The sequence below is a fragment of the Streptomyces sp. NPDC055955 genome, assembly GCF_042270245.1.
GTDB lineage: Bacteria > Actinomycetota > Actinomycetes > Streptomycetales > Streptomycetaceae > Streptomyces.
On the sequence record NZ_JBHJYS010000018.1, the window covers coordinates 164,349 to 188,989 of the forward strand.

The following is a 24,641-nucleotide window of genomic DNA, read 5'->3' on the forward strand; positions in this document are numbered from 1 at the left end:
TCGTCGGCGCCGATGTCAGTCGTCGTCGCTGTGGTGGCCGTGGTCGTCGTCGCCGCCGTCGTCGTGACCGCGGCCGTGGTCGTCACCGGTGTCGTGGGTGGCGGTGTCGTCGCGGCCGTGGTCGTCGCCCGCGTCGTGGGTGGCGGTGTCGTCACGGCCGTGGTCGTCGCCCGCGTCGTGCGTGGCGCGTGTGGCGTCGTCGTCGCGGCTGTCGTCGTGGGACGAGCGGTCCGGGGTCACCGCGCCGGTCCGGAGGTCGACGCGCCAGTCGGCGTCGGTGCCGTTGGCCGCCGTGGTCTCGGCCTCCCAGGCGTGGGCCGTGCCGTCGTCGTCGAGGTCGATCTCGGTGACCGTCCCCTTCGCGGCGGCGGCCCGGGCCGCGTCCTGCGCCGTCGTCCGCGCGCCCTTCAGAGCGGCGGTGACGCGGGCCGTGTCGTCGTGGCGCGAGGTGTGCGAGCCGGTGACCTTGCCCGTGGCGGGGTCGACGAGGACGTCGTGCCACGTCGTGCCGTTCAGGACCTCGACCTCCCAGACCACATGGTCGTTCTCGTCGTCGAGCTCGGCGGAGACCGCCGTGCCGGGCACCGACTTGAGGGCGGCGGCGATGGCGTCCGAGGCCGTCACCTTCGCGGTCTTCAGCTCGGTGACGTGCTCCGCGCGGTCGTCGTCGTGCCCCGTGCCGCGCGACGCGGTCGACGTGCCCGCCGACGTGGTGCCGTCGTCGCCCGAGACCGCGAGGGCGGTCGCGGTGCCGCCGCCGATCAGGGCCACGGCGGCGATGGTGGCGATCACGATGTTGCGCTTCATGAGGGTCCTCCCCGAGACGGTTCCCGGCCCACCGGACATCCGGTGCGCTTCGACGAGGACCACAGTGGCCGACCGATGCTGAAGCCCCGCTGAAGGACCCTGAAGACTTCTTCAGGTTCCGTTTGCGACCCTGGCCCCCATGCGCCTGCTCATCGTGGAAGACGAAAAGCGCCTCGCCCTGTCCCTCGCCCGGGGCCTGACAGCGGAGGGGTTCGCCGTCGACGTCGTCCACGACGGCCTCGAAGGGCTCCACCGGGCGGGCGAGGGCGCGTACGACCTGGTCGTCCTCGACATCATGCTGCCGGGCATGAACGGCTACCGCGTCTGCGCCGCCCTGCGCGCCGCCGGCCACGACGTGCCGATCCTCATGCTCACCGCCAAGGACGGTGAGTACGACGAGGCGGAGGGGCTCGACACGGGCGCCGACGACTACCTCACCAAGCCGTTCTCGTACGTCGTCCTCGTCGCGCGGGTGAAGGCGCTCCTGCGGCGGCGCGGCACCGGCGGTGGCTCGGCCGTCCGCACGCTCGGGCCGCTGCGGGTCGACACCGGCGCGCGCCGCGTCCTGCACGACGGGAGCGAAGTGCCGCTCACCGCGAAGGAGTTCGCGGTCCTCGAGCAACTGGTGGTGCGGGCCGGCGAGGTCGTCTCGAAGGCGGAGATCCTGGAGCACGTCTGGGACTTCGCGTACGAGGGCGACCCGAACATCGTCGAGGTGTACGTCAGCACCCTGCGCAAGAAGCTGGGCGCGGAGCTGATCAGGACCGTGCGCGGCGCGGGCTACCGCCTGGAGGCTCCGCGATGAGGCGGCGCATGTTCGGTTCCGTACGGGCCAGAGCCACGCTCGGCGCGACCCTCGTCGTCGCCGTGGCGCTCCTCGCCGCCGGGGCGTCCGTGCTGCTCGCGCTGCGGTCCAACCTCACCGACCAGGCGTCGAGCGAGGCGGAGTCCTCCGCCCGCAAGGTCGCCGTGTCGATCGCGACGGGCACTGCGCCCGCCGCCCTCGAACTCCCGGACGGGGACGACACCCCGGTGCAGGTCGTGGACGGTGACGGCCGCCTCCTGGCCGCCAGTGAGGACCTGGAGCGGATCAGCGGGACCGGCTCGTCCGCCGTCAAGCCGGTGACTTCGCCCGTCGACGACGACGGTGGCGATGACGACGCGGGAGACGACGACGGCGGCTCCGACCGTCACGGCGGCAAGGGCAAGGGCAAGGGCAGCGGCGGGGACGACGACTCGTACGCGTACGGGGAGATCGCCGACGACGCCGAGGGCGGCAAGGGCTCGGCCACCGTCGACGGGGAGAGCCGGAACTACCGGTTCGCCGGGCTGGAGGTGAAGAACACCCGGCAGGGCGACCTCACCGTGTACGCGGGCGCCTCGCTGTCCGCCGAGCAGAGCGCCGTCGGCACCGCGCTGACCGTCATGCTGATCGGCTTCCCGGTGCTGCTCGGCGTCGTCGGCACGGTCACCTGGCTGGTGACCCGCAGGGCGCTGCGCCCCGTCGAGGGCATCCGGAGCGAGATGTCCGCGATCACGGCGTCGCAGGATTTGGCGCGCCGGGTGCCGGAGCCGGCCACGCACGACGAGGTGGCGCGCCTCGCGCGGACCACGAACGAGACGCTCGCCGCGCTGGAGACGTCGGTGGAGCGTCAGCGCCGCTTCGTCGCCGACGCCTCGCACGAGCTGCGCAGCCCCATCGCGTCGCTGCGCACCCAGCTCGAAGTGGGCGCCGCCCACCCCGAACTGCTCGACGTGGACGGGGCGGTGGCCGACACGGTGCGGCTCCAGGAGCTCGCCGCGGGGCTTTTGCTGCTCGCCCGGCTCGACGCGGGGGAACGGCCGGGGGAGGTCCGGGTCGATCTGGCGACGCTGGCCGGCGAGGAGCTGTCGCAGCGCCCGGCGGGGCGGGTCGCGGTCCGGACGCACCTCGAACCCGTCGAAGTGGCGGGCTCGCGCAGCCAGTTGGCCCGGGTGGTCGGGAATCTGCTGGACAACGCGCAGCGTCACGCCCGGTCCCGCGTGGACATCGTCGTGCGGGCCGAGGGGCCGTGGGCGGTCGTCGAGGTCGGTGACGACGGCGCGGGCGTGCCGAAGGCGGAGCGGGAGCGGATCTTCGAGAGGTTCGTGCGCCTGGACGACGCGCGGGCCCGGGACGACGGCGGGGCGGGTCTGGGACTCGCCATCGCCAGGGACGTCGCCGTGCGGCACGGCGGCGCCCTGACGGCCCGCTCGTCGCCCGCGGGCGGAGCGCTCTTCGAACTCAGGCTGCCGGTGGCGCCGGTGGCCTGAGTCCGGTGGACGGGGAAGGCCGGCGTTCCCCGTTCGCAATGGTCACGGTTTGCCGCGCTGCGAACGCAGGTGTTCGGCGATCGGGGTCAGGGCCTTGTGGAGGGCGTCGAGCTCCTCCGCGGAGATCAGGTCGACGAAGTGCCGCCGCACGGACGCCACGTGGTGCGGGGCGACCTTCTTCATGGTCTCCATGCCGTCCTCGGTCAGGACGGTGTACAGGCCGCGGCGGTCGGACTCGCAGTTCTCACGGCGGACAAGTCCGGCGTTCTCCATGCGGGTGATCTGATGGGAGAGCCGGCTCTTGGACTGCAAGGTGGCGGTCGCGAGATCGCTCATGCGCATCCGGTGGTCGTCCGTCTCGGAGAGATGCACGAGGATGTCGTAGTCGTTCATCGTCAGGCCGAACGGCTGGAGGTCCTTCTCGAGCTGATACGTCAGCATCCTGTTGACCTCTACGTGCGTGCGCCAGGCGCACTGTTCCTCGTCGGTCAGCCAGCGTGTGGCCGTCTCGGTCTCCATGTATTGATTCTACCTAAGAAGTTGAAATGCGAACGAAAGTGGGGGGTGTGACGCCTCCCACCCCTGGTGGCACAAAGGGGTCACGCGTTCGACGTCACACTCCGCAGATTACCGCTCACAGTCCGAAGCGACGCTGGAGGTCGCCGAGCTGTCCGGGAAGGCGCGGTGCCCCCGGCTGCTGTCCGGGCGCCCCGTGGCCGCCCGGCACCCCCGCCTGCTGCGGCGCGGTGCCCGTCGCCTGTTCGGTCATCAACGTCTCCGTGGACTGCAGCAGTACCGTCCCGGCGCCCACGAACTCGAACTGGTGCTCCTCCCCGGAGACGCCTCCGACGCCTGTCATCGCACGTAGACCGCCGATCACGCCCGTCAGATAGGAGTGGTCGTAGTGGTGGCAAGGTGACGGGCAGTCAGCCCAGCCGACCAGCGCCTGTGGATCTACGCGGATCGGCGGCTCCATGAAGACCACCGGGCCGTTCGAGGCGGCCACGAATTTGCCCGTGCCAATGAGTGTCAGGAAGCCGGGAACGATCGACTGCTTCAGCGCGAGAGTTGGCTGAAAAGCGAGCAGGTTGCCCGAGCGGATGGTCAGGTTCCCGTTCTCCAGGTCGTACGAGTTCACGTCGAAGGCCCGGTCGGCGAGCAGCATCTTGCCCGAGCCCTCCGCCACGACCCAGTCGCTCGCGTGCAGCGGGGAGTGGAAGGACGTCCGTACGAGGCGGTCGAGGCGGCCGTGCCCGATCCCGTTGAAGTCGATGCGCCCGTAGTAGGCGATCATCTTGCCCTTCTGCAGGAACCAGCTGCCGCCCTCGAGCTCCACGCAGAACGTGTACGCGTTCACATTGTCGTCGGCCGGCAGGGTGGCTGGGTCGAAGATCACCGGGGTGCTCACAGCTTCTCCTCCGAGGCCTGGACGTACACGGCGCCGCTGCCGCTGAGCTCCAGCTGGAACGCCTCGCCGGAGCCGCGCCCCACCATGTCGCGCCAGCCGAGGGCCGTGGACAGCTTGTTCCGTACGTCGCCGTGGTGCGCGACGTACGCCTGCGGGTCGACATGGACGGGGCGGCCCGGGGTGATCGGCAGCTCGATGACGCCGCCGTGCGCCATGACGGCGACCGCGCCGTGGCCCTCGAGGGTCGTGGTGAACAGGCCCTGCCCGGTGACCTGGCCGCGCACCATCCCCATGACGCCGCCCTGCGAGCCCATGAACATCGTGCCCTGCCGAAGGCTCCCGTCGAAGGCGAGCAGCCGGTCCGCCTCCACGAAGAGGGTGTCCCCGGAGAGGGCTATCACCTGGACGTGATGGCCGCCGTGCCCGAACAGGACGGTGCCGCTGCCGTCCACGGTCATCAGCGGTGTCGCCTCGTTCGCCACGCGGCGCCCGATCATGGACATCACGCCGCCCTGGCCGCCCTGGATGCTGGGCGTGAACGTCACGTCCCCTTTGTAGGCGAGCATCGCGCCGCGCTGGCTGTAGATCCGCTGCCCGGGGACGACCGTCGCCTCGACCATCTTCGAGTTGATCTCGCGGAAGGGCATCTCACACGTCTCCCGCGATCGTGTAGCGCTCGCTCGGCTGTACGTAGACCAGGCCGTCACCCTCGAAGCGGATCTGGAAGGCCTCACCGCCGCCCTCGCCCATGAACGTGCGGAATGTGACGCCGGACCGGAAGGACTGCCGCACATCGCCCTGATGGGCGATGTACGCGCCCGGGTCGACGGTCAGGGGGTGTTCCCGGCTGACGCGGAGCGCGACGGCCGGGCCCTCGCTCGTGATCGCCGCCTGGCCGTGGCCCTCGACGGTCGTCGTGAACAGGCCGTTGCCCTGGGAGGCGCCGCGCACGCCGGTGAAGGACGTGCCGGTGCGCAGGCCCGCGTCCGTGCAGAGCAGATTGCTCGACTCGACGAAGAGCCTGTCGCCCCGCAGGTTCACGACGCTGATCTCGCTCGCCCGGTCCGCGAACCAGCACGTGCCCTGCCCCTTCACCTCCATCACCGTCATCTCCTCGCCGGTGAGGCGGCGGGTCACCATGCCGCGGATGCCCTCGCCGCCGCCCGTCATCTTCTTGAACGCCATCCGGCCGTCGTACGCGACCATCGAGCCGTTCTTCGCCCTGACGCTGTCGCCCGTCATGTCGACGGCGAGCACTCTGCTGCCTTGGAGCCGGAACGTAGCCACGATGTGACGGTAATGGGCGAGATGCCCCCGGGACAGGGGCCCCGGCCCTGAACGAACCCTGAGCGAACCCCGGGACATCCCCGATGCCACAATGGGCAGCGCTTGTGCTTACGTTCACAAGATCGAACGCCCGCCCCCTCACCGCTTCTGCCGAAGGTGCCCCGTGGACATCAAGACCGCCTCCGCACTCCGCCGACTCCGCCTGGTCTCCGCTCCTGAGGCCGTCTCCTTCCTGTTGCTCCTCGTCTGCTCGGTGCTGAAGCGGACCACGGAGTTCGATGCCGTCCCGGTCATGGGCATGGTGCACGGCGTCCTGTTCATCCTCTACGTGCTGTTCTGGCTCGACGCGTGGAACCGTGCGAAGTGGGGCTTCAGGACCGGCGCCCTCTACTTCGTCCTCTCCGTCCTGCCGACCGGCGGCTTCTTCGCCGAGCGGAAGCTGAAGCGTGAGGCGGAGGCCGCGGTCATCGCGTCCCGCGCCCGCCAGGAGAAGGTCGTGAGCGCATGATCGTCGCCTTCTCGGTCTCCCCGCTCGGCGTCGGCGAGGACGTCGGCGAGTACGTGGCCGACGCCGTCCGGGTCGTGCGCGAGTCCGGGCTCCCGAACCGCACCGACGCGATGTTCACCTCCATCGAGGGTGAGTGGGACGAGGTGATGGACGTCGTGAAGCGTGCCGTCGCCGCCGTCGAGGCACGGGCCCCGCGGGTGTCCCTCGTGCTCAAGGCGGACATCCGCCCCGGCGTGACGGACGGCATGACGTCGAAGGTCGCGACGGTCGAGCGGCACCTCGCCGCCGAGTGACGCCCCGGAACCTGTCCTGTGTGTGAAGCCCCGGCCCGGGTGGGCCGGGGCTTTCGCGCAGGGCTCCGGACCGAAGGGCGAGACGGGGCTGACCAGCATATGACCGGCCGGTAAGGTCTTGGGCGTGCCGAAGCCGCTCAGCCTTGCCTTCGATCCCATCGCCCGCGCAGACGAACTCTGGAAGCAGCGTTGGGGATCCGTGCCGTCCATGGGCGCGATCACCTCGATCATGCGGGCGCACCAGATCCTCCTCGCCGAGGTCGACGCGGTCGTGAAGCCGTACGGGCTGACCTTCGCGCGCTACGAGGCGCTGGTGCTGCTCACCTTCTCCAAGGCCGGCGAGCTGCCGATGTCGAAGATCGGGGAGCGGCTCATGGTGCACCCGACCTCCGTCACGAACACGGTCGACCGCCTGGTGCGCTCCGGGCTCGTCGACAAGCGGCCCAACCCGAACGACGGACGCGGAACGCTCGCCTCCATCACCGCCAAGGGCCGCGAGGTCTGTGACGCCGCCACCCGCGACCTGATGGCGATGGACTTCGGGCTCGGGGTGTACGACGCCGAGGAGTGCGGCGAGATCTTCGCGATGCTGCGGCCGCTGCGGGTCGCCGCCCACGACTTCGACGAGGCCTGACCCGCGCGAAGATCGCGCAAAACGGGCCGTTACGCTCGTATCCATGAAACGAAGCGTGCTGACCCGGTACCGGGTGATGGCCTTTGTCACGGGCGTCCTGCTGGTCCTGCTGTGCCTCGGCATGATCGCCAAGTACGTGCTCGGCATCGACGGCGCGGCGGATGCCACGCGCGTCGTCGCCATCGCGCACGGCTGGCTGTACGTGATCTACCTGGTCTTCGCCTTCGACCTGGGCTCCAAGGCGAAGTGGCCGGTCGGCAAGCAGCTGTGGGTGCTGATCGCCGGCACGATCCCGACCGCCGCGTTCTTCGTGGAGCGGAAGATCTCCCGCGAGCTGGACTCCAGGGTCGCCGACGACGCCCCCGCCGTCGCCAAGGCCTGACGGACCGCGCCACCGCACCGCCCGCACGATGTGCGGGCGGTTTGCCATCGACATTTACTAGGACGTCCTAGTAAATTTGAAGGCATGGGAAGCATGGACGCTGACGCCATCGAAGAGGGCCGCCGTCGCTGGCAGGCCCGGTACGACTCCGCCCGCAAGCGGGACGCCGACTTCTCGACGCTCTCCGGGGACCCCGTCGAACCGGCCTACGGGCCACGTCCCGGGGACACCTACGAGGGCTTCGAGCGGATCGGATGGCCCGGCGAGTACCCGTTCACGCGCGGCCTGTACCCGACCGGGTACCGGGGCCGTACGTGGACGATCCGGCAGTTCGCCGGGTTCGGGAACGCCGAGCAGACCAACGAGCGGTACAAGATGATCCTCGCCGCCGGCGGGGGAGGGCTGAGCGTCGCGTTCGACATGCCGACGCTCATGGGGCGCGACTCCGACGACGCGCGCTCGCTCGGCGAGGTCGGGCACTGCGGCGTCGCCATCGACTCCGCCGCCGACATGGAGGTCCTGTTCAAGGACATCCCGCTCGCGGACGTCACGACGTCCATGACGATCTCGGGCCCCGCCGTGCCCGTCTTCTGCATGTACCTCGTGGCCGCCGAGCGCCAGGGCGTCGACCCGGCCGTCCTCAACGGCACGCTCCAGACCGACATCTTCAAGGAGTACATCGCGCAGAAGGAGTGGCTCTTCCAGCCCGAGCCGCACCTGCGCCTGATCGGCGACCTCATGGAGCACTGCGCGGCGGGCATCCCCGCGTACAAGCCCCTCTCGGTCTCCGGGTACCACATCCGCGAGGCCGGCTCCACGGCCGCGCAGGAGCTGGCCTACACGCTCGCCGACGGCTTCGGCTATGTGGAACTCGGCCTGTCGCGCGGGCTCGACGTGGACGTGTTCGCGCCCGGCCTCTCCTTCTTCTTCGACGCGCACCTCGACTTCTTCGAGGAGATCGCCAAGTTCCGCGCCGCCCGCCGGATCTGGGCCCGCTGGATGCGGGACGTGTACGGGGCGAAGACCGACAAGGCGCAGTGGCTGCGCTTCCACACGCAGACCGCCGGGGTCTCCCTGACCGCGCAGCAGCCGTACAACAACGTCGTGCGGACCGCCGTCGAGGCGCTCGCGGCCGTGCTCGGCGGCACCAACTCGCTGCACACGAACGCCCTCGACGAGACCCTGGCGCTCCCCTCCGAGCAGGCCGCCGAGATCGCGCTGCGCACGCAGCAGGTCCTCATGGAGGAGACCGGCGTCGCCAACGTCGCGGACCCGCTGGGCGGTTCGTGGTTCGTGGAGCAGCTCACGGACCGGATCGAGGCCGACGCCGAGAAGATCTTCGAGCAGATCAAGGAGCGCGGCCTGCGCGCCCACCCGGACGAGCGGCACCCGATCGGGCCGATGACCTCGGGCATCCTGCGCGGCATCGAGGACGGCTGGTTCACCGGCGAGATCGCCGAGTCCGCGTTCCAGTACCAGAAGGCGCTGGAGAAGGGCGACAAGCGGGTCGTCGGCGTCAACGCGCACCACGGGTCCGTCACCGGCGACCTGGAGATCCTGCGGGTCAGCCACGAGGTCGAGCGCGAGCAGGTGCGCGAGCTCGGCCTGCGCAAGGCCGCTAGGGACGACGCCCGCGTGCGCTCCGCCCTCGACGAGATGCTCAAGGCCGCGCGCGACGGCGGCAACATGATCCCGCCCATGCTCGACGCCGTACGCGCCGAGGCCACTCTGGGTGAGATCTGCGGGGTGCTGCGCGACGAGTGGGGCGTGTACACCGAACCCGCGGGATTCTGACGGGAGTTCGCGCCGGGGGCACGGCACGTGTCACCCGGCGCGGGCCGGGGTAGGCGCGGGCACGTCAATCGTCGCCTGCCCCAGGAGTACCCGTGCGCCCGTCCGGACTCAACCGCACCACCACCACGGTCGGATGCGCGGCCCTCGCCCTGCTCGGCGGGATGGTCCTCGGCGGATCCGGGGCGGTGAGCGCGAGCCCGCCGGCCGAGCCGAAGGTGCAGAACACCTTCGACCCGCTCGGCCCCGACGTGCGCGCCGCGAAGCTGTCCTCCGGGCGTACGGCCCACTACACCGACTCGGGCCCGCGCGACGGCGTTCCGGTCCTCTACATAGGCGGCACCGGGACCAGCGCGCGGGCCGTCCACATGACCGACTTCTTCCGCACCACGCGCGCGGACCTGGGCCTGCGGCTGATCTCCGTCGAGCGCAACGGATTCGGCGACACGGCGTACGATCCCGCCCTCGGCAAGGCCGACTTCGCACGGGACGCCCTCGACGTGCTCGACCGCCTCGGCGTCGAGAAGTTCAGGATCGTCGCGATCTCGGGCGGCGGTCCCTACGCGGCCGAACTCGCAGCCCGCGCGCCGGGCCGCGTCTCCGCCCTGCACCTGGCCGCCGCCCTGCCCCCGTACGGTGACAGGCCCGCGTACTGCGCGATGTCCGACGACGCGCTCGCCGCGGCCCTGAAGGACTCCATCACCGACCCGCGCAAGTGGTGGGCGTTCCCCGACGACAGCCCCGTCAAGTCCATCCCGGGCTTCGCGGACACGGCGTACGAGGACGGCGCCCGTACCTACAACCAGCGTGGCCAGCAGGCCGATCCGGCGCCGCAGGTCCACGAGCAGAGGCTGTACTGCGAGCGGCCGGGCCCCGACCTGTCGAAGCTGACGGCCCCCGTTCATCTGTACGGCGGCGACAAGGACACCACGGTCCCGCCGGCCACCCTCGCGACCTGGCGGCGGCAGTTCCCGGCGGACCGCGTCACGGTCCGCACCTACGCCGACTCCGCGCACGACGTGCAGTACCGCCACTGGGACCAGATCCTCGTGGACCTCGCCGGTCACGGGGACCGCACGGTCGTGTGCCGGGGCTCGCGCACCCGCGTCCTGCCGGCGGACGAGGCGGACCGACTGGTCGCCAGGAAGCGTGCCACGCTGGGCAGTTGCGCCTGGAACGGCTGACCGGCCCTAGGCCTGTACGGAGGCGAGTCCGCCCAGGAGCAGCATGGTGAAGCGGTCGACCCACTCCTCGTCCACCTGCTCCGCGCTCACCAGCGTGCGGTGCACCACGGCTCCCGCGACCACGTCGAAGATGAGGTCGGCGGTGCGGGCGGCGGCGGCCGGGTCGGATTCGAGGGGGAGTTCGCCGCGTGCGTGGGCGCGGGCGCGGCCCTCCAGGACCAGGCGCTTCTGCCGGTCCACGATCGAGGTGCGGATGCGCTCGCGCAGCGGTTCGTCGCGCGTCGACTCGGCGACCACCGCCATCAGGGCCGTCTTGGTCTCGGGGCGGTTCAGGAGCGCCGCGAACTGGAGGACCACACCGGCGATGTCGGCGGCGAGGCTGCCGTTGTCCGGGAGTTCGAGCTCGTCGAAGAGGACCGCGACCGCGTCCACGACGAGCTCGTTCTTGCCTGCCCAGCGCCGGTAGAGCGTCGTCTTGGCGACGCCCGCGCGGGTCGCCACGTCGCCCATCGTGAGTTTCGACCAGCCGAGGTCCACCAGCGCCGCGCGGGTCGCCTCGAGGATCGCCGCGTCGGCGGCGGCGCTTCGTGGGCGGCCCGTTCTCGGGAGGGGCGTGGGGGTGCGGCTCTGCATGAAAGTGACCATACCGGCCGGTAGGGATAGCGCCGTGAGGCAGACCACAGCGAAGATCACCGGGGCCCCCTCCCCACGCGCTCGTGCGAGAGTTACGCTACGCGTCGTAGCGAAAGCTCAGTGAGCCTTGCGACAACCACGAGGCACCGGGTGGGGACCCGGCGCCGAACAGGCGCTCCCAGGGGCGCAGAACGGCCCCTCTCGGGGCCGCAGACCGAGTCCGCGACCACATCCTTGACGGCGCCCGCAGTCCGGCGGGAGGCCGCGACGGGTGGTCCCGGCCCACAACGCACCGCGGAAGGGGGAGGATGTACTCATGCAGCCACGGAACATGTCCATGAGCGGAGTCGTCGACCTCGCCGCGGTGAAGGCGGCCCAGGAGGCCAAGGCGAAGGCGGAGCAGGCGCGTGCCGAGTCCGCGCGGCAGGGCGGCGGCGGGGCCGTCTCCCCGTCGAGCCTCGTCATCGACGTCGATGAGACGGGCTTCGAGCGCGATGTCCTCCAGCGCTCGGCCGAGGTCCCCGTCGTCATCGACTTCTGGGCGGAGTGGTGCGAGCCGTGCAAGCAGCTGAGCCCGCTGCTCGAAGCCCTCGCGGTCGAGTACAACGGCCGGTTCGTGCTCGCCAAGATCGACGTCGACGCCAACCAGATGCTGATGCAGCAGTTCGGGGTCCAGGGGATCCCGGCGGTCTTCGCGGTGGTGGCCGGGCAGGCCCTGCCGCTCTTCCAGGGGGCCGCGCCGGCCGAGCAGATCCGCGGGACGCTCGACCAGTTGATCCAGGTCGCCGAGGAGCGCTTCGGCCTGACCGGCATCGCGGTCGACCCCGATGCGGAGGGATCTGTGCCGGTCGTGGAGGCTCCGGCCGGTCCGCACGACGCTCTGCTCGAAGCGGCCGTGCAGGCTCTTGACGCCGGCGACCTCGCCGGTGCCGTCCAGGCGTACAAGAACGTGCTGAACGACGACCCCGCCAACACCGAGGCCAAGCTCGGCCTGGCGCAGGCCGAGTTGCTCCTGCGCGTGCAGGACCTGGATCCGCAGAAGGTCCGTCAGGACGCCGCGGACCGGCCCTCCGACGTGGCGGCGCAGATCGCCGCGGCCGACCTCGACCTGGTCGGAGGCCATGTCGCGGACGCGTTCGGCCGACTTGTCGACACGGTGAGGGTCACGGCGGGCGAGGACCGGGACGCCGCGCGCGTGCGGCTGCTCGAACTCTTCGAGGTCGTCGGCTCCGACGATCCGCGGGTGACTACGGGTCGTGCGGCTCTGGCCCGAGTTCTCTTCTGAGCCGTTTCTGACCAGTCCCTAAACGCCGGGCGATGTGGTGCCCAGGTGAATGTTCTGTTCCCGCCGGTACACAGTGGTCGTGCTTTACCAAAACTTGGTAAAGGCGGCCGCTGTTACTTGGAGTAAGTCAGGGGCCATCTTCTGTCCGGTTACGCCCCTTCTTCCTCTGTTTTGGCAACTCGCTTGACACCACCCTGTGTTGCCGGGTGACACCGTCGGGTCGCCGTTCGGTTATCCGTCCGTTACTAGCGAGTAACGAACCCCCTTGTGCCCGCGCCGAGAATGCACCACGATCGGCGACGCTCGGTCCTCATCCCGCAGTCCGACAGCCAATCGGGGCGCGGGGTTTCAGGGTCCCCACCGAGCAGGCCGGTAGCAGTGCCGTCGGCCTTGGACAGGGGGGTCTCTGCTTCCCGGCAGGGCCTGTCCAGCAGGTTGCGCGTGACTGTCAGGTGCGACCAGTGGTTGTCGCTCGGGGGTGATCGCCGGTGATTCGGGTGCCATTGCGCGCCCTTGATGCAGGCGCTCTCCTTCCCGAGGACGTAGCACTTCTCCCATCCCTGCCCGGCTGAGCGCCCCAAGGGGTGCAGTCAGGGCCGGAGATGTACGTCCGAGAAGGAGGAAAGTCATGGAGTCCGTGGCTCGTGGCGGAACCAGATGGAAGCGGTTCGCCGTAGTCATGGTGCCGAGCGTCGCGGCGACTGCCGCGATAGGCGTCGCCCTCTCGCAGGGTGCGCTTGCGGCATCGTTCAGTGTTTCGGGTCAGTCGTTCAAGGTGACGGCCGACTCGCTCGACGGTACGGGATTCGTCCAGTACGGGGCGCTCGACAGCGGTAAGTCGGGTGCGCACCCGGTTGCCGTCGTCGGCCTCAACGAGGCGAAGATCACCAACCTGTGCCAGTCGGTCGTCGTGCCGGTGCCGGTCTTCGGTGACGTGTCGATGAAGCTCAGCGCCGGCGCCGCGGGTGGTCCCCGCGTCGAGGCGAAGAAGCTCTACATCGACGCCGACGACCTGTCGACCAACGCCACGTTCAACAACATCGACATCGGCGTCGGTATCGACTCGACCACCAAGGGTCCGGGTCCGTCCAAGGGCGACAAGTACGTCCCGGACTCGTTCTCGCAGCAGGCCGACTCGGTGCACTTCGAAGATGTCAAGCAGCGCGCGTGGGCGACCACGGCCGGCACCTTCAAGCTCTCCGGCCTGCACATGCAGGTGCAGAAGGGCGCACACGAGTGCTACTAGGCCCCCGGGTCTAGCTCACTCACAGCGCTGAACGGCCGGGCGCGGGGGCGAACGGAAGCTCCGGGACGTCCCCGTGCCCGTATCCGACACGCACCATCACCACAGAACAACGCCATTCCCGAGGAGCTGTACGACATGAGCGCCGAAGCGCAAGCAGGGCTGGGCGACAGGCTCGGCCAGACGCGCCGATCGTTCCGAGGGTGGCGCGGTCAGCGCCCATTCTGGGGTGGTCTGCTGACGCTGCTGGGCGGCATTCCGATCATGTACTTCCCGTACGCGAACCTCACGCTCGGCTCGATGACCATCCGGATGTCGACGACCGCCGGCGCCGGTTCGCTGATCATCGGCGTCCTGCTTGTGGTGCTCGGCCTGACGCTCTGGTTCCAGCCGATGTCCCGCATCTTCGCGGGCGTCGCGGCGATCCTGCTCGCCTTGGTCTCCTTGGTGGTCTCCAACTTCGGTGGCTTCGTCATCGGCTTCCTGCTGGCGCTGCTCGGCGGCGCTCTCGGCATCTCCTGGGCGCCCGCGCGGGCCGCGAAGCAGGAGGCGGACGGCGGGAAGGACGCGGACGACGCGGATGCCCCGAAGAGCGAGACCGCTGCCTTCGACGCCTTCGGCGGTGCGTCGCACGATCTGTCAGGAACGAGCCCGAACGGTAACGACGGGACGAACGGGAGGCACCGTGCCGGCTGACGAGGTGCACCACGAGAACTCTGCGGCAGAGTTCCGTGAGAGAACCGGGCCGCGGCATGCAGCCCCCAGAAAGCATCTGCTCAACAGGCTGCACATGCCCGCGGGCAAGGCCATAGCCATCGCGGCGATGCCCACGGCCGTGCTCATGGGCATGGGGCTGACCCCCACGCTCGCGCAGGCCAAGGACAACCCCACCAAGTTCTCGGCGGACGACTACAAGGCGTGTGCCGACGCGATCAAGGCGTCCAAGGACGGCAAGGACGCGGCCGACGACAAGGGGGACGAGTCCGCCTCGCCCACCCCGTCGCCCTCCGCGTCCGCGAGCAAGGACACGTCGGACGGCAAGGCGGACTCGGGCGACAAGGCCGAGCCCACCCCGTCGCCCTCCGCGTCCAAGTCCACGGACACGCCCTCGGACGACAGCAAGGCCGACAGCAAGACGGCCACGCCGACCCCGACGCCCTCCGAGACCAAGAACCCGCTCGACCCGCTGGGTGTCGGCGACGCGCTCAAGGACCTGCTGACGCCGGATCAGAAGGAGTCGGCGACCCCGACCCCCTCGGCGTCCAAGTCCACGGATGTGGGCGGCACCGTCAAGGACACCGTCGACAAGGTCACCGAGCCCGTCAAGGACACGGCGGACAAGGCCGGGGACGCGGTCAAGGACACGGTGGACAAGGCCGGAAAGGCCGTCGACGACACCGCGGACAAGGCCACCGGGGTGGTCCCCACGCCGTCGGCGAGCGAGACCGGTGTGCCGGACAACTGCCCGGTCGCCACGGACGACGAGGGGGGCAACGAGCAGACCCCCGCTCAGGTCCCGAACGACTCGTGGCGCCTGGAGGCCAGTTCGCTGACCCTCAAGGGCGCGGACTACCAGGGCGTCGTGAACGTGCGTACGCCCAACGGCACGGTCAAGAAGGTCCTGAAGTACGTCATCTCGAACGGCACCGACATCGGTGACCTGCATCAGATGGTCGACGGCCCGGGCGGCAAGACGTACCACGTCCAGGCCGGCAAGGGCACCACGTCCACCATCCGCGGTGGGAAGACCACCATGTACACGGAGTCGATCTCGGGCAACCTCCTGGGACTGATCCCGATCACGTTCGACGCGGAGCACCCGCCGCCGCTGAACATCCCGCTGATCTACTTCACGAACGTGAAGGTCAAGCAGGCCGGTCAGTTCGGTGGCAACCTGCACGTGCCGGGTCTGCACCAGTTCCTCACCGACTGACCCCGCTGCCGCGCCGCAGCCACGGACCCGTCCGGGAGCCGCACAGACGCCGAGGGCGCCCCCTGTCACAGGGGGCGCCCTCGGCGCCGTTCGGGGGAAGGCGTCAGTCGCGCTCTCCGCCGCCCAGGTGGTGCACCCGGACCATGTTGGTGGTGCCGGGGACGCCGGGAGGCGAACCGGCCGTGATGATCACAGTGTCGCCGTCGTTGAAGCGGTCCAGCTTCACCATCTCGGCGTCGACCAGGTCGACCATCGCGTCGGTGTTGTCGACGTACGGCACGATGTGCGACTCGACGCCCCAGCTCAGCGTCAGCTGGTTGCGGGTGCCCTCGTCCGTGGTGAAGGCCAGGATCGGCTGGGCCGCGCGGTAGCGGGACAGACGGCGGGCCGTGTCGCCGGACTGGGTGAAGGCGACGAGGCCCTTGGCGCCCAGGAAGTCGGCGATCTCGCAGGCCGCGCGGGCGACCGAACCGCCCTGCGTGCGCGGCTTCTTGCCGGGCACGAGCGGCTGGAGACCCTTGGACAGGAGCTCCCCCTCGGCCGCGGCGACGATCTTCGACATCGTCTTCACGGTCTCGATCGGATAGGCGCCCACGGAGGACTCGGCGGACAGCATGACCGCGTCCGCGCCGTCCAGGATCGCGTTGGCGACGTCGGACGCCTCGGCGCGCGTGGGGCGGGAGTTGGTGATCATCGACTCCATCATCTGGGTCGCGACGATCACCGGCTTGGCGTTGCGGCGGCACATCTCCACGAGGCGCTTCTGCACCATCGGGACCTTCTCGAGCGGGTACTCGACGGCGAGGTCGCCGCGGGCCACCATCACGGCGTCGAACGCCGCGACGACGCCCTCCATGTTGTCGACCGCCTGCGGCTTCTCCACCTTGGCGATGACGGGGACCCGGCGGCCCTCCTCGTCCATCACCTTGTGGACGTCCTGGACGTCGTCGGCGTTGCGCACGAAGGACAGGGCGACCATGTCGCAGCCCATCCGCAGGGCGAAGCGCAGGTCCTCGACGTCCTTCTCGGACAGCGCGGGCACGTTCACGGCCGCGCCGGGCAGGTTGATGCCCTTGTGGTCGGAGATGACACCGCCCTCGACGACGATCGACTTCACGCGCGGCCCGTCGACCTCGACGACGCGCAGCTCGACGTTGCCGTCGTTGATGAGGATCTGGTCGCCCTTGGAGACATCGCCGGGCAGACCCTTGTAGGTCGTGCCGCAGATCGACTTGTCGCCCGGCACATCGTCGGTGGTGATGGTGAACTCGTCACCGCGCACCAGCTCGACGGGGCCTTCGGCGAAGGTCTCGAGACGGATCTTGGGGCCCTGGAGGTCCGCGAGGACACCGACGGCGCGGCCGGTGCGCTCCGCGGCGGCCCGGACACGGTCGTACCGCCCCTGGTGCTCGGCGTGCGTGCCATGGCTGAAGTTGAAGCGGGCCACATTCATGCCGGCTTCGATCAGCGCAACGAGCTGCTCTTCGGAGTCGACGGCGGGGCCCAGCGTGCAGACGATTTTGGAACGGCGCATGGGGGCGATCCTATCGGTTTGTTTCGCTACGGAATATTCCGTCTGGTGGAAACTACAAATGGGCGGTGGTGCGCTCAGTCGTTGCGGGAAGCGGAGTCGTGCACGAGCGCGTAGGTCTGTTGCGCGATCTCCAGTTCCTCGTCGGTCGGGACGACGGCGACCGCCACCCGCGCGTACTCCGGCGAGATCAGCCGCGGTTCGTCGGAACGTACGGAATTGAGCTCGCCGTCGACCGCGAGGCCCAGCTCCTCCAGCCCCGCGACGGCAGCTTCGCGCACCGGCGCCGCGTTCTCGCCCACCCCCGCCGTGAACACCACGGCATCCACCCGGCCGAGCACCGCGTAGTAGGCGCCGATGTACTTCTTCAGACGGTGGATGTAGATGTCGAAGGCGAGCCGCGCCGCCTCGTCGCCCTCGTCGATCCGACGGCGGATCTCCCGCATGTCGTTGTCGCCGCAGAGGCCGACGAGACCGCTCTTCTGGTTGAGCAGGACGTCGATCTCGTCGGCGGACATGTTGCCCACCCGCATCAAATGGAAGATGACGGCCGGGTCCACATCGCCCGAACGCGTCCCCATCACCAGGCCCTCCAAGGGCGTCAGCCCCATGGACGTGTCCACGCACCGGCCGCCGCGCACCGCCGACGCCGAGGCGCCGTTGCCCAGGTGCAGCACGATGACGTCGACCTCCTCGGGGGCCTTGCCGAGGAGCTCGGCCGCCTTGCGGGACACGTACGCGTGCGACGTGCCGTGGAAGCCGTAGCGGCGGATGCGGTGCTCGTCGGCGGTCTTCACGTCGATCGCGTAGCGCGCCGCCGACTCCGGCATCGTCGTGTGGAACGCCGTGTCGAAGACGGCGACCTGCGGCAGGTCCGGGCGCAGCGCCATCGCGGTGCGGATGCCCGTGAGGTTGGCGGGGTTGTGCAGCGGCGCGACCGGGATCAGCCGCTCGATCTCCGCGAGCACCGCGTCGTCGATGACGGTCGGCTCGGTGAAGAACATGCCGCCGTGCACCACCCGGTGGCCGATCGCGGCGAGCTCGGGGGAGTCCAGGCCCATCCCGTCGCGGGCCAGCTCCCCGGCGACCGCCTTCAGGGCCGCGTCGTGGTCGGCGATCGGGCCGTTCACCTCGCGCGTCTCGCCACCGCCGGTCAGCGGCGTGTGCTTGAGGCGGGACGTCTCCTCGCCGATGCGCTCGACAAGGCCCACGGCGAGCCGGGCGCCGCTCTCCATGTCGAGCAGCTGGTACTTCAGCGACGAGGAACCGGAGTTGAGGACGAGAACTCGGCTGGGCGTGGCGGTCACAGGTGCTTACCTCTTCGTAGGGGTCAGGAGGCCGGCGTCTGGGCCTGGATCGCCGTGATGGCGACCGTGTTGACGATGTCCTGCACGAGCGCGCCGCGTGACAGGTCGTTGACCGGCTTGCGCAGACCCTGCAGGACCGGACCGACGGCGATGGCGCCTGCCGAACGCTGCACGGCCTTGTACGTGTTGTTGCCGGTGTTCAGGTCGGGGAAGATCAGCACGCTGGCCTGGCCCGCGACCTTCGAGCCGGGCAGCTTGGTCGCCGCCACCGACGGCTCGACCGCCGCGTCGTACTGGATGGGGCCCTCGATCTTCAGATCGGAGCGCCGCTCGCGCACCAGCTCCGTGGCCTTGCGCACCTTGTCGACGTCCGCGCCCGAGCCGGACGTGCCCGTCGAGTACGACAGCATCGCGATCCGCGGGTCCACGCCGAACTGCTCGGCGGTGGCGGCCGCCTGGACGGCGATGTCGGCGAGCTGCTGCGCGTCCGGGTCCGGGTTCACCGCGCAGTCGCCGTAGACGAGGACCTTGTCGGCGAGGCACATGAAGAAGACGGACGACACGATGGCGGCGTCCGGCTTCGTCTTGATGATCTCGAATGCGGGGCGGATCGTCGCGGCCGTCGAGTGCACGGAACCCGACACCATGCCGTCCGCGAGACCGCCCTGCACCATCAGCGTCCCGAAGTAGTTCACGTCCGCCACCACGTCGTACGCGAGCTCGACCGTGACGCCCTTGTGGGCGCGCAGCTGCGCGTACTGGGCGGCGAACCGGTCCCGCAGCTCGGACGTGGCCGGGTCGATGAGCTGCGAGTCCACCAGGTCGACGCCCAGGTCGGCGGCCTTCTTGCGGATCTGCTCCACCGGGCCGAGCAGCGTCAGGTCGCACACCCCGCGGCGCAGCAGGACGTCCGCCGCGCGCAGGACGCGCTCCTCGGTGCCCTCGGGCAGCACGACGCGACGCTTGTCGGCGCGGGCCCGCTCCAGGAGCTTGTGCTCGAACATCATCGGGGTGACGCGGTCGCTGCTCGGTGCCGAGACGCGCTCCAGCAGGCCGGCCGTGTCGACCCAGCGTTCGAAGAGGCCGAGCGCGGTCTCCGCCTTGCGGGGCGTCGCCGCGTTCAACTTGCCCTCCATGGCGAACAGTTCACCCGCCGTGGGGAAGGATCCGCCCTTGACCGCCACCACCGGCGTGCCGGGCGCGAGGCGGTCGGAGAGCGTCAGGATCTCCTGGCCGGGCCGCTCGTCGAGGGTCAGCAGGACACCCGCTATCGGCGGGGTGCCGGCGCTGTGCGCGGCGAGCGAACCCACCACGAGATCCGCGCGGTCCCCGGGTGTCACGACCAGACAGCCAGGCGTCAGCGCCTTGATGAACGCCGGCAGCATCGCGCCGCCGAACACGAAGTCCAGCGCGTCGCGCGCGAGGCCCGCGTCGTCGCCGAGCAGCACCTCGCCGCCGAGCGCCTGCGCGATCTGGGAGACCGTCGGCGCGGACAGGGCGGGCTCGTCCGGCAGTACGTAGGTGGGGACCGGGAGATGGGCCGCCAGGCTCGCGCGTATCTCCTCGCGGTCCTGCGCCGCCACCCGGTTCACGACCATCGCGAGCACGTCGCAGCCGAGGACCTCGTACGCGCGGTACGCGTTGCGGGTCTCGGCGTGCACGGACTCCGGGGTCTGCTTGCGGCCGCCCACCACGGGGATGACGGACGCTCCGAACTCGTTGGCGAGGCGGGCGTTGACGGCCAGCTCGTCGGGGAGCTGGGTGTCGGCGAAGTCCGTGCCGAGGACGAGGACGACCTCGTAGTCGCGGGCGACCTCGTGGAAGCGGTCCACGAGGCGTGAGACCAGTTCGTCGGTGCCCTGCTCGGCCTGTACGGCGGACGCCTCGTGGTAGTCGAGGCCGTAGACCGTCGCCGGGTCCTGGGAGAGGCGGTAGCGCGCCCGCAGCAGTTCGAAGAGCCGGTCGGGACCGTCGTGGACGAGCGGGCGGAAGACTCCCACCCGGTCGACCTGCCGGGTCAGCAGCTCCATGACTCCCAGCTCCACGACCTGCCGGCCGTCACTCCGGTCGATCCCGGTCACGTACACGCTGCGCGTCACGCGTGCTCTCCCTTTCGCTGGACGGGCCGCAGAGAAGGGGCCTCTGCCGCAGAGATTCGGCCGCCGATCCGGCCTCTGATGAAAGTCGTAGCCGTGCCCCCTTGACAATACCTCCGTGGGTGGCTAGGTCGCCCGCCGGGCAAAGGCCCTGGTCCGGGGCCGAAAGAGCTCCGGAACACGCGCCGCACGGGCCTTTGCGCCCGGTGGTGATCCGCATCGCCCTCACGGCCGTGAAAGAATCGAAGCGGCTCACAAGTATCAACAGCGAGCAGGAGACACGCACGATGCGTATCGGAGTTCTCACCGCCGGCGGCGACTGTCCTGGCCTGAACGCAGTGATCCGGTCGGTCGTGCACCGCGCCGTCACACACCACGGCGACGAGGTGATCGGCTTCGAGGACGGCTACGCGGGACTGCTCGACGGGCGCTACCGCACCCTCGACCTGAACGCCGTGAGTGGCATCCTCGCCCGCGGCGGCACCATCCTCGGTTCCTCCCGGCTCGAGCGCGACCGCTTCCGCGCCGCCTGCGAGAACGCCAAGGAACTCGCCACCGAGATCGGCTTCGACGTCCTCATCCCCATCGGCGGCGAGGGCACGCTGACCGCGGCCCGGATGCTCGCCGACGCGGGCCTGCCCGTGGTCGGCGTCCCGAAGACCATCGACAACGACATCTCCGCCACGGACCGCACCTTCGGCTTCGACACCGCCGTCGGCGTCGCCACGGAGGCCATGGACCGGCTGAAGACCACCGCCGAGTCCCACCAGCGCGTCATGGTCGTCGAGGTGATGGGCCGGCACGCGGGCTGGATCGCCCTGGAGTCCGGCATGGCGGGCGGCGCGCACGGCATCTGCCTGCCCGAGCGCCCCTTCGACCCGGCCGACCTGGTCAAGATGGTCGAGGAACGCTTCGCGCGCGGCAAGAAGTTCGCCGTCATCTGCGTGGCCGAGGGCGCGCACCCCGCCGAGGGCACGATGGACTACCGGACCGGCGCGATCGACCGCTTCGGCCACGAGCGCTTCCAGGGCATCGGCACGGCCCTCGCGTTCGAGCTGGAGCGCCGCCTCGGCAAGGAGGCGAAGCCGGTCATTCTCGGCCACGTCCAGCGCGGCGGCACCCCGACCGCGTACGACCGGGTCCTCGCCACGCGCTTCGGCTGGCACGCCGTCGAGGCCGCGCACCGGGGCGTCTCCGGCCGCATGACGGCGCTGCGCGGCACGGAGATCGAGATGGTCCCGCTCGCGGAGGCCGTCGCCGAGCTGAAGACGGTGCCGAAGGACCGCATGGACGAGGCGGAGTCGGTCTTCTAGGGCTCCACGCTCCGGCCACGGCCTACGACGACGTGTGCATCCTCGACCAGAACTCGTCGAGGATCCCGTCGAGGAACTCCCGTCCGGCCTCGCCCGACTCGCGCCCCGAACCGCCGCCCCAGCTGAGCGTCGCGGCCATCAGCGCCTGGTACTCGAGCTGCATCTCCTGGAGCGCTTCCTCCAGCTGCCCCTTGTGCACGGGGACGAGCTTGGTGATCGGGCGCGTGTACGCCTGCCAGCGCGTGGTCACCGCGCTGCGCAGGAAGTCCGCCAGCTGCTCGTCGCGGCCCGTGACGGTCGCGAAGTCGGGCGGCGCAAGGTCGAGCACCTCGGCGAGGGTGGCCGACTGGCGCTCGTTGCCGTGCCACTCGCCGGTCTCCTCCATCCGCAGATACGCATGGATCTCCACGCCCACCGTGCGCGCCACGTCCTCCGGCGCCATGCCGCGGGCCATCCGGTGCTCGCGCAGCGTCCGCGCAGCGCCTATGAGATCGCCCGGCGAGCACCACAGGGCACCGGCGAGCGCGGTGAGCTCCGCCGATGTCGGCGAGGCGAGCCCACGCTCCCAGGCGACGATCGTGTCGGGCGTGACGTGATGCTGACCGTACGAGGCGCGCATGCCGTAAGCGACATGCCCGGGCGCCATCCCGAGGGCCTCGCGGAGGCGTCGGGCGGCCGGAGCGTTGAACGGCGGGGCGGAGTCGCTTGGGTGCACGGGCACACGGTAGGTGTGGGACATGCCGGTGGCTACGGTCTGTTCGCACCGGGTCACTTGTCGTAGGAACCTACGGGGGCGGGACTCGGAGCGACCAGATCCGTATACTCCTTGTATGCAACCCTGGGGGCAGTCGTGACGTCGGGACGGGACAAGGCCTACGCGTTTCTCAAGGAGAACGTGCTCGCGGACCCGGACAGGCAAGGGGAGTTCCTCTCCGAGCAGGAGCTCGCCGACCGGATCGGCGTCTCCCGCACCCCGATCCGCGAGGCGCTCCTGCTGCTCGCCGCCGAGGACCTCGTACGGCTGGTCCCCAAGCGCGGGGCGCAGGTCGTGCCGCTGTCGGGGCGGGAGATCACCGAGCTGATGGAACTGCGCGGCATCGTCGAGCGGTACTCCGCGGAGCGGGTCATCGCCGACGGCAAGGCCCCCGTGTCCGAGCTGGCCGCGCTGCTCGACCGCCAGCGCACGCTCAGCGGGGCCGAGCACGCCAGGGAGTTCATCGCGGTGGACCACCTCTTCCACGCGACGATCGTGGCGGCGGCGGGCAACGCCCTGCTCGACCGCCACTACGACGGGCTCCGCAGCCGCCAGATCCGGGCCGGGGTGGTGGCGCTGTTCAACCAGCACGGCCGGCAGGAGTCCGTGCTCCACGAGCACGAGGCGATCCTCGACGCGATCGCCTCCGGCGACCGGCAGGCCGCGTGCACCGCGATCGACAGCCACCTGGAGTCGACACTCAAGGTGCTGCTCGCGGGCTAGGACCTGTCGTTACATTGCCGTCTGCCCGGCGGCGTCTGGCACGCACTCCCCCCAGCTCTCGGCTTTGCTCGAGCAGGGGGGACCCCCATGCGGCGTTGCCGAAAAGTCCTGGTGGCTCCGCTACCAGGGCTTTTCGGCGCCTTGCGATCGCACGCACCGGACGCCGCCGGGCCCGCCCCTCGGGCGGACGACGGGAATGTGACGACAGGCCCTAGGGCCCGCCGTCGGGATCATGCCGGGCTCGCGGGTGCCGGTGCCGCGCGGCGTTGTCGTCGGTCGCCGTCGCTCCGCGTCGGCTCCTTCCTGAGCTTTGCGACGCACGGCACCGGCGACCGCTCCCTGGTCCGGCCCGATCCGAACGACAGGCCCAGGCGGGCCTGACGTGCACCCGGCTCGTCGTCAAAGGCTCCGGCGGTTGGCCAGTACCGGGATGGAACGGCGGACCGACGTGACCTCGTCGAGGTCCAGGTCCGCGACGAGCAGCCCCGGTCCCTCCTCGAGGCGCTCGCGCACGGTTCCGTCCGGGCCGACGACGGCGCTGTGGCCGATGCCGGTGGGGGCGTTCGAGGCGGCGGGGACGCCCGAGGCCGCCGGGTCTGCCTGGTCCACGGCGGCGAGCCAGAGCGTGGCGTCGAGCGCGCGGGCGCGGATCAGCAGCTCCCACTGCTCCCGCTTGCCCGGACCGGCGCCCCACGAGGCGGGGAGTACGGACACGACCGCGCCCGCGTCGGCGTGGGCCCGGAACAGTTCGGGGAAGCGGACGTCGTAGCAGGTCGCGAGGCCGATGCGGGTGCCGTCGACGTCGAAGGTGACGACCTCGGACCCGGGTGCCACGGTGTCCGACTCGGCGAAGCCGAAGGCGTCGTAGAGGTGGATCTTGTCGTACGCGGCCTCGACGCCGGGGCCGGTGGCGAGCAGGGTGTTCGCCACCTTCCCGTCCGGGGCGGGGGTGAACATGCCCGCGACGACGACGAGCTCGGCCTCCTTGGCGATCTGGCGCACCGTCGTGGCCCAGGGGCCGTCGAGCGGCTCGGCCAGCGGCGCCAGCGGGGTCCCGAAGCAGGCCATCGCGGCCTCCGGGAAGACGACGACGCGGGCGCCCGCGACCGCCGCGAGACGGGCCTGTTCGCGCAGGAGCGCGAGGTTCTCCTCGGGGCGGGGGCCGGTGGTGATCTGGCTCAGCGCGATACGCATGAGACGTTCCTCCTCGTGTTCGTGCCAGGGTGCGGGAATGCGT

At 70.4% G+C, this 24,641-nt stretch carries 25 protein-coding genes; 14 read left to right on the forward strand and 11 right to left on the reverse strand.

Annotated elements, in window-relative coordinates:
- Positions 1-15: 15 nt before the first annotated feature.
- A complete protein-coding gene (locus ACFC96_RS31325) occupies positions 16-807 on the reverse strand; it encodes a PepSY domain-containing protein (RefSeq protein WP_376615261.1) in 792 nt (263 codons plus the stop codon).
- 139 nt (positions 808-946) lie between these two features.
- Between ACFC96_RS31325 and ACFC96_RS31330 the strand changes: the two genes are divergently transcribed.
- Both ACFC96_RS31330 and ACFC96_RS31335 read left to right on the forward strand, forming a co-directional pair.
- Positions 947-1,612 (forward strand): response regulator transcription factor, encoded by a 666-nt coding sequence (locus ACFC96_RS31330; RefSeq protein ID WP_376258236.1) that lies wholly within the window; start codon positions 947-949, stop codon positions 1,610-1,612.
- An 8-nt stretch (positions 1,613-1,620) separates the two neighbouring features.
- The gene (locus tag ACFC96_RS31335; RefSeq protein WP_376615263.1) at positions 1,621-3,099 is read left to right on the forward strand and encodes an ATP-binding protein; all 1,479 of its coding nucleotides are present in this window, start codon (positions 1,621-1,623) and stop codon (positions 3,097-3,099) included.
- 42 nt (positions 3,100-3,141) lie between these two features.
- Here the strand turns inward: ACFC96_RS31335 and ACFC96_RS31340 are convergent, their stop codons facing one another.
- From ACFC96_RS31340 to ACFC96_RS31355, 4 genes are all read right to left on the reverse strand, one after another.
- Entirely contained in the window at positions 3,142-3,618 is a 477-nt protein-coding gene (locus tag ACFC96_RS31340; RefSeq protein WP_375989273.1) for a MarR family winged helix-turn-helix transcriptional regulator, read from the reverse strand.
- Positions 3,619-3,733: 115 nt separating this feature from the next.
- The gene (locus tag ACFC96_RS31345; protein WP_376615265.1) at positions 3,734-4,507 is read right to left on the reverse strand and encodes an AIM24 family protein; all 774 of its coding nucleotides are present in this window, start codon (positions 4,505-4,507) and stop codon (positions 3,734-3,736) included.
- Positions 4,504-5,154 (reverse strand): AIM24 family protein, encoded by a 651-nt coding sequence (locus tag ACFC96_RS31350; RefSeq protein WP_376615267.1) that lies wholly within the window; start codon positions 5,152-5,154, stop codon positions 4,504-4,506. Before ACFC96_RS31350 ends, ACFC96_RS31345 begins: the two co-directional genes overlap by 4 nt.
- A 1-nt stretch (position 5,155) precedes the next feature.
- On the reverse strand, positions 5,156-5,794 hold the full coding sequence (locus ACFC96_RS31355) for an AIM24 family protein (protein ID WP_376615269.1): 639 nt from the start codon (positions 5,792-5,794) through the stop codon (positions 5,156-5,158).
- Between the two features lie 163 nt (positions 5,795-5,957).
- Here ACFC96_RS31355 and ACFC96_RS31360 point away from each other — a divergent pair, with 163 nt between their 5' ends.
- The 6 genes from ACFC96_RS31360 (at position 5,958) to ACFC96_RS31385 (ending at position 10,586) form a co-directional block, all read left to right on the forward strand.
- Complete coding sequence (locus ACFC96_RS31360; protein ID WP_376258245.1) at positions 5,958-6,302, forward strand: DUF3817 domain-containing protein; 345 nt, start codon at positions 5,958-5,960, stop codon at positions 6,300-6,302.
- Positions 6,299-6,595: an MTH1187 family thiamine-binding protein gene (locus ACFC96_RS31365; RefSeq protein WP_116509796.1), complete on the forward strand. Its 297-nt coding sequence runs from the start codon at positions 6,299-6,301 to the stop codon at positions 6,593-6,595. Before ACFC96_RS31360 ends, ACFC96_RS31365 begins: the two co-directional genes overlap by 4 nt.
- Before the next feature lie 124 nt (positions 6,596-6,719).
- Positions 6,720-7,229 carry a MarR family winged helix-turn-helix transcriptional regulator gene (locus ACFC96_RS31370; RefSeq protein ID WP_116509794.1) on the forward strand — a complete coding sequence of 170 codons (510 nt, stop codon included), beginning with the start codon at positions 6,720-6,722 and terminating at the stop codon, positions 7,227-7,229.
- A 43-nt stretch (positions 7,230-7,272) separates the two neighbouring features.
- Entirely contained in the window at positions 7,273-7,611 is a 339-nt protein-coding gene (locus tag ACFC96_RS31375; RefSeq protein WP_376258247.1) for a DUF3817 domain-containing protein, read from the forward strand.
- 93 nt (positions 7,612-7,704) lie between these two features.
- Positions 7,705-9,405, forward strand: a complete 1,701-nt coding sequence (locus ACFC96_RS31380) for a methylmalonyl-CoA mutase (RefSeq protein ID WP_376615300.1) — start codon at positions 7,705-7,707, stop codon at positions 9,403-9,405.
- Between the two features lie 92 nt (positions 9,406-9,497).
- Entirely contained in the window at positions 9,498-10,586 is a 1,089-nt protein-coding gene (locus ACFC96_RS31385; protein ID WP_376615271.1) for an alpha/beta fold hydrolase, read from the forward strand.
- A 6-nt stretch (positions 10,587-10,592) separates the two neighbouring features.
- On the opposite strand, the gene ACFC96_RS31390 is transcribed toward ACFC96_RS31385, so the two are convergent.
- Positions 10,593-11,219, reverse strand: a complete 627-nt coding sequence (locus tag ACFC96_RS31390) for a TetR/AcrR family transcriptional regulator (RefSeq protein ID WP_376258250.1) — start codon at positions 11,217-11,219, stop codon at positions 10,593-10,595.
- Positions 11,220-11,535: 316 nt separating this feature from the next.
- Between ACFC96_RS31390 and ACFC96_RS31395 the strand changes: the two genes are divergently transcribed.
- From ACFC96_RS31395 to ACFC96_RS31410, 4 genes are all read left to right on the forward strand, one after another.
- Positions 11,536-12,504 carry a tetratricopeptide repeat protein gene (locus tag ACFC96_RS31395; RefSeq protein WP_376258252.1) on the forward strand — a complete coding sequence of 323 codons (969 nt, stop codon included), beginning with the start codon at positions 11,536-11,538 and terminating at the stop codon, positions 12,502-12,504.
- A 628-nt stretch (positions 12,505-13,132) separates the two neighbouring features.
- Entirely contained in the window at positions 13,133-13,750 is a 618-nt protein-coding gene (locus ACFC96_RS31400; protein ID WP_376258254.1) for a DUF6230 family protein, read from the forward strand.
- A 135-nt stretch (positions 13,751-13,885) separates the two neighbouring features.
- Positions 13,886-14,443 carry a DUF6114 domain-containing protein gene (locus tag ACFC96_RS31405; protein ID WP_376615273.1) on the forward strand — a complete coding sequence of 186 codons (558 nt, stop codon included), beginning with the start codon at positions 13,886-13,888 and terminating at the stop codon, positions 14,441-14,443.
- A complete protein-coding gene (locus ACFC96_RS31410; RefSeq protein WP_376615275.1) occupies positions 14,433-15,680 on the forward strand; it encodes a hypothetical protein in 1,248 nt (415 codons plus the stop codon). The genes ACFC96_RS31405 and ACFC96_RS31410 overlap by 11 nt, the downstream gene beginning before the upstream one ends.
- Positions 15,681-15,783: 103 nt before the next feature.
- Here ACFC96_RS31410 and pyk read toward each other — a convergent pair whose 3' ends face one another.
- From pyk to pta, 3 genes are all read right to left on the reverse strand, one after another.
- Positions 15,784-17,214 carry a pyruvate kinase gene (gene pyk / locus ACFC96_RS31415; RefSeq protein WP_376258259.1) on the reverse strand — a complete coding sequence of 477 codons (1,431 nt, stop codon included), beginning with the start codon at positions 17,212-17,214 and terminating at the stop codon, positions 15,784-15,786.
- A 74-nt stretch (positions 17,215-17,288) separates the two neighbouring features.
- Positions 17,289-18,518, reverse strand: a complete 1,230-nt coding sequence (locus ACFC96_RS31420) for an acetate kinase (protein ID WP_376258261.1) — start codon at positions 18,516-18,518, stop codon at positions 17,289-17,291.
- 23 nt (positions 18,519-18,541) lie between these two features.
- Complete coding sequence (pta, locus tag ACFC96_RS31425; RefSeq protein WP_376258263.1) at positions 18,542-20,617, reverse strand: phosphate acetyltransferase; 2,076 nt, start codon at positions 20,615-20,617, stop codon at positions 18,542-18,544.
- Positions 20,618-20,901: 284 nt separating this feature from the next.
- Here pta and ACFC96_RS31430 point away from each other — a divergent pair, with 284 nt between their 5' ends.
- A complete protein-coding gene (locus ACFC96_RS31430; protein ID WP_376258264.1) occupies positions 20,902-21,927 on the forward strand; it encodes an ATP-dependent 6-phosphofructokinase in 1,026 nt (341 codons plus the stop codon).
- A gap of 22 nt (positions 21,928-21,949) precedes the next feature.
- Here the strand turns inward: ACFC96_RS31430 and ACFC96_RS31435 are convergent, their stop codons facing one another.
- Positions 21,950-22,666 carry a helix-turn-helix domain-containing protein gene (locus ACFC96_RS31435; protein ID WP_376615276.1) on the reverse strand — a complete coding sequence of 239 codons (717 nt, stop codon included), beginning with the start codon at positions 22,664-22,666 and terminating at the stop codon, positions 21,950-21,952.
- 111 nt (positions 22,667-22,777) lie between these two features.
- On the opposite strand from ACFC96_RS31435, the gene ACFC96_RS31440 reads away from it, so the two are divergent.
- Complete coding sequence (locus tag ACFC96_RS31440; protein ID WP_376258268.1) at positions 22,778-23,404, forward strand: GntR family transcriptional regulator; 627 nt, start codon at positions 22,778-22,780, stop codon at positions 23,402-23,404.
- A gap of 399 nt (positions 23,405-23,803) precedes the next feature.
- On the opposite strand, the gene ACFC96_RS31445 is transcribed toward ACFC96_RS31440, so the two are convergent.
- The gene (locus ACFC96_RS31445) at positions 23,804-24,598 is read right to left on the reverse strand and encodes a carbon-nitrogen hydrolase family protein (RefSeq protein ID WP_376615278.1); all 795 of its coding nucleotides are present in this window, start codon (positions 24,596-24,598) and stop codon (positions 23,804-23,806) included.
- Between the last annotated feature and the right edge of the window lie 43 nt (positions 24,599-24,641).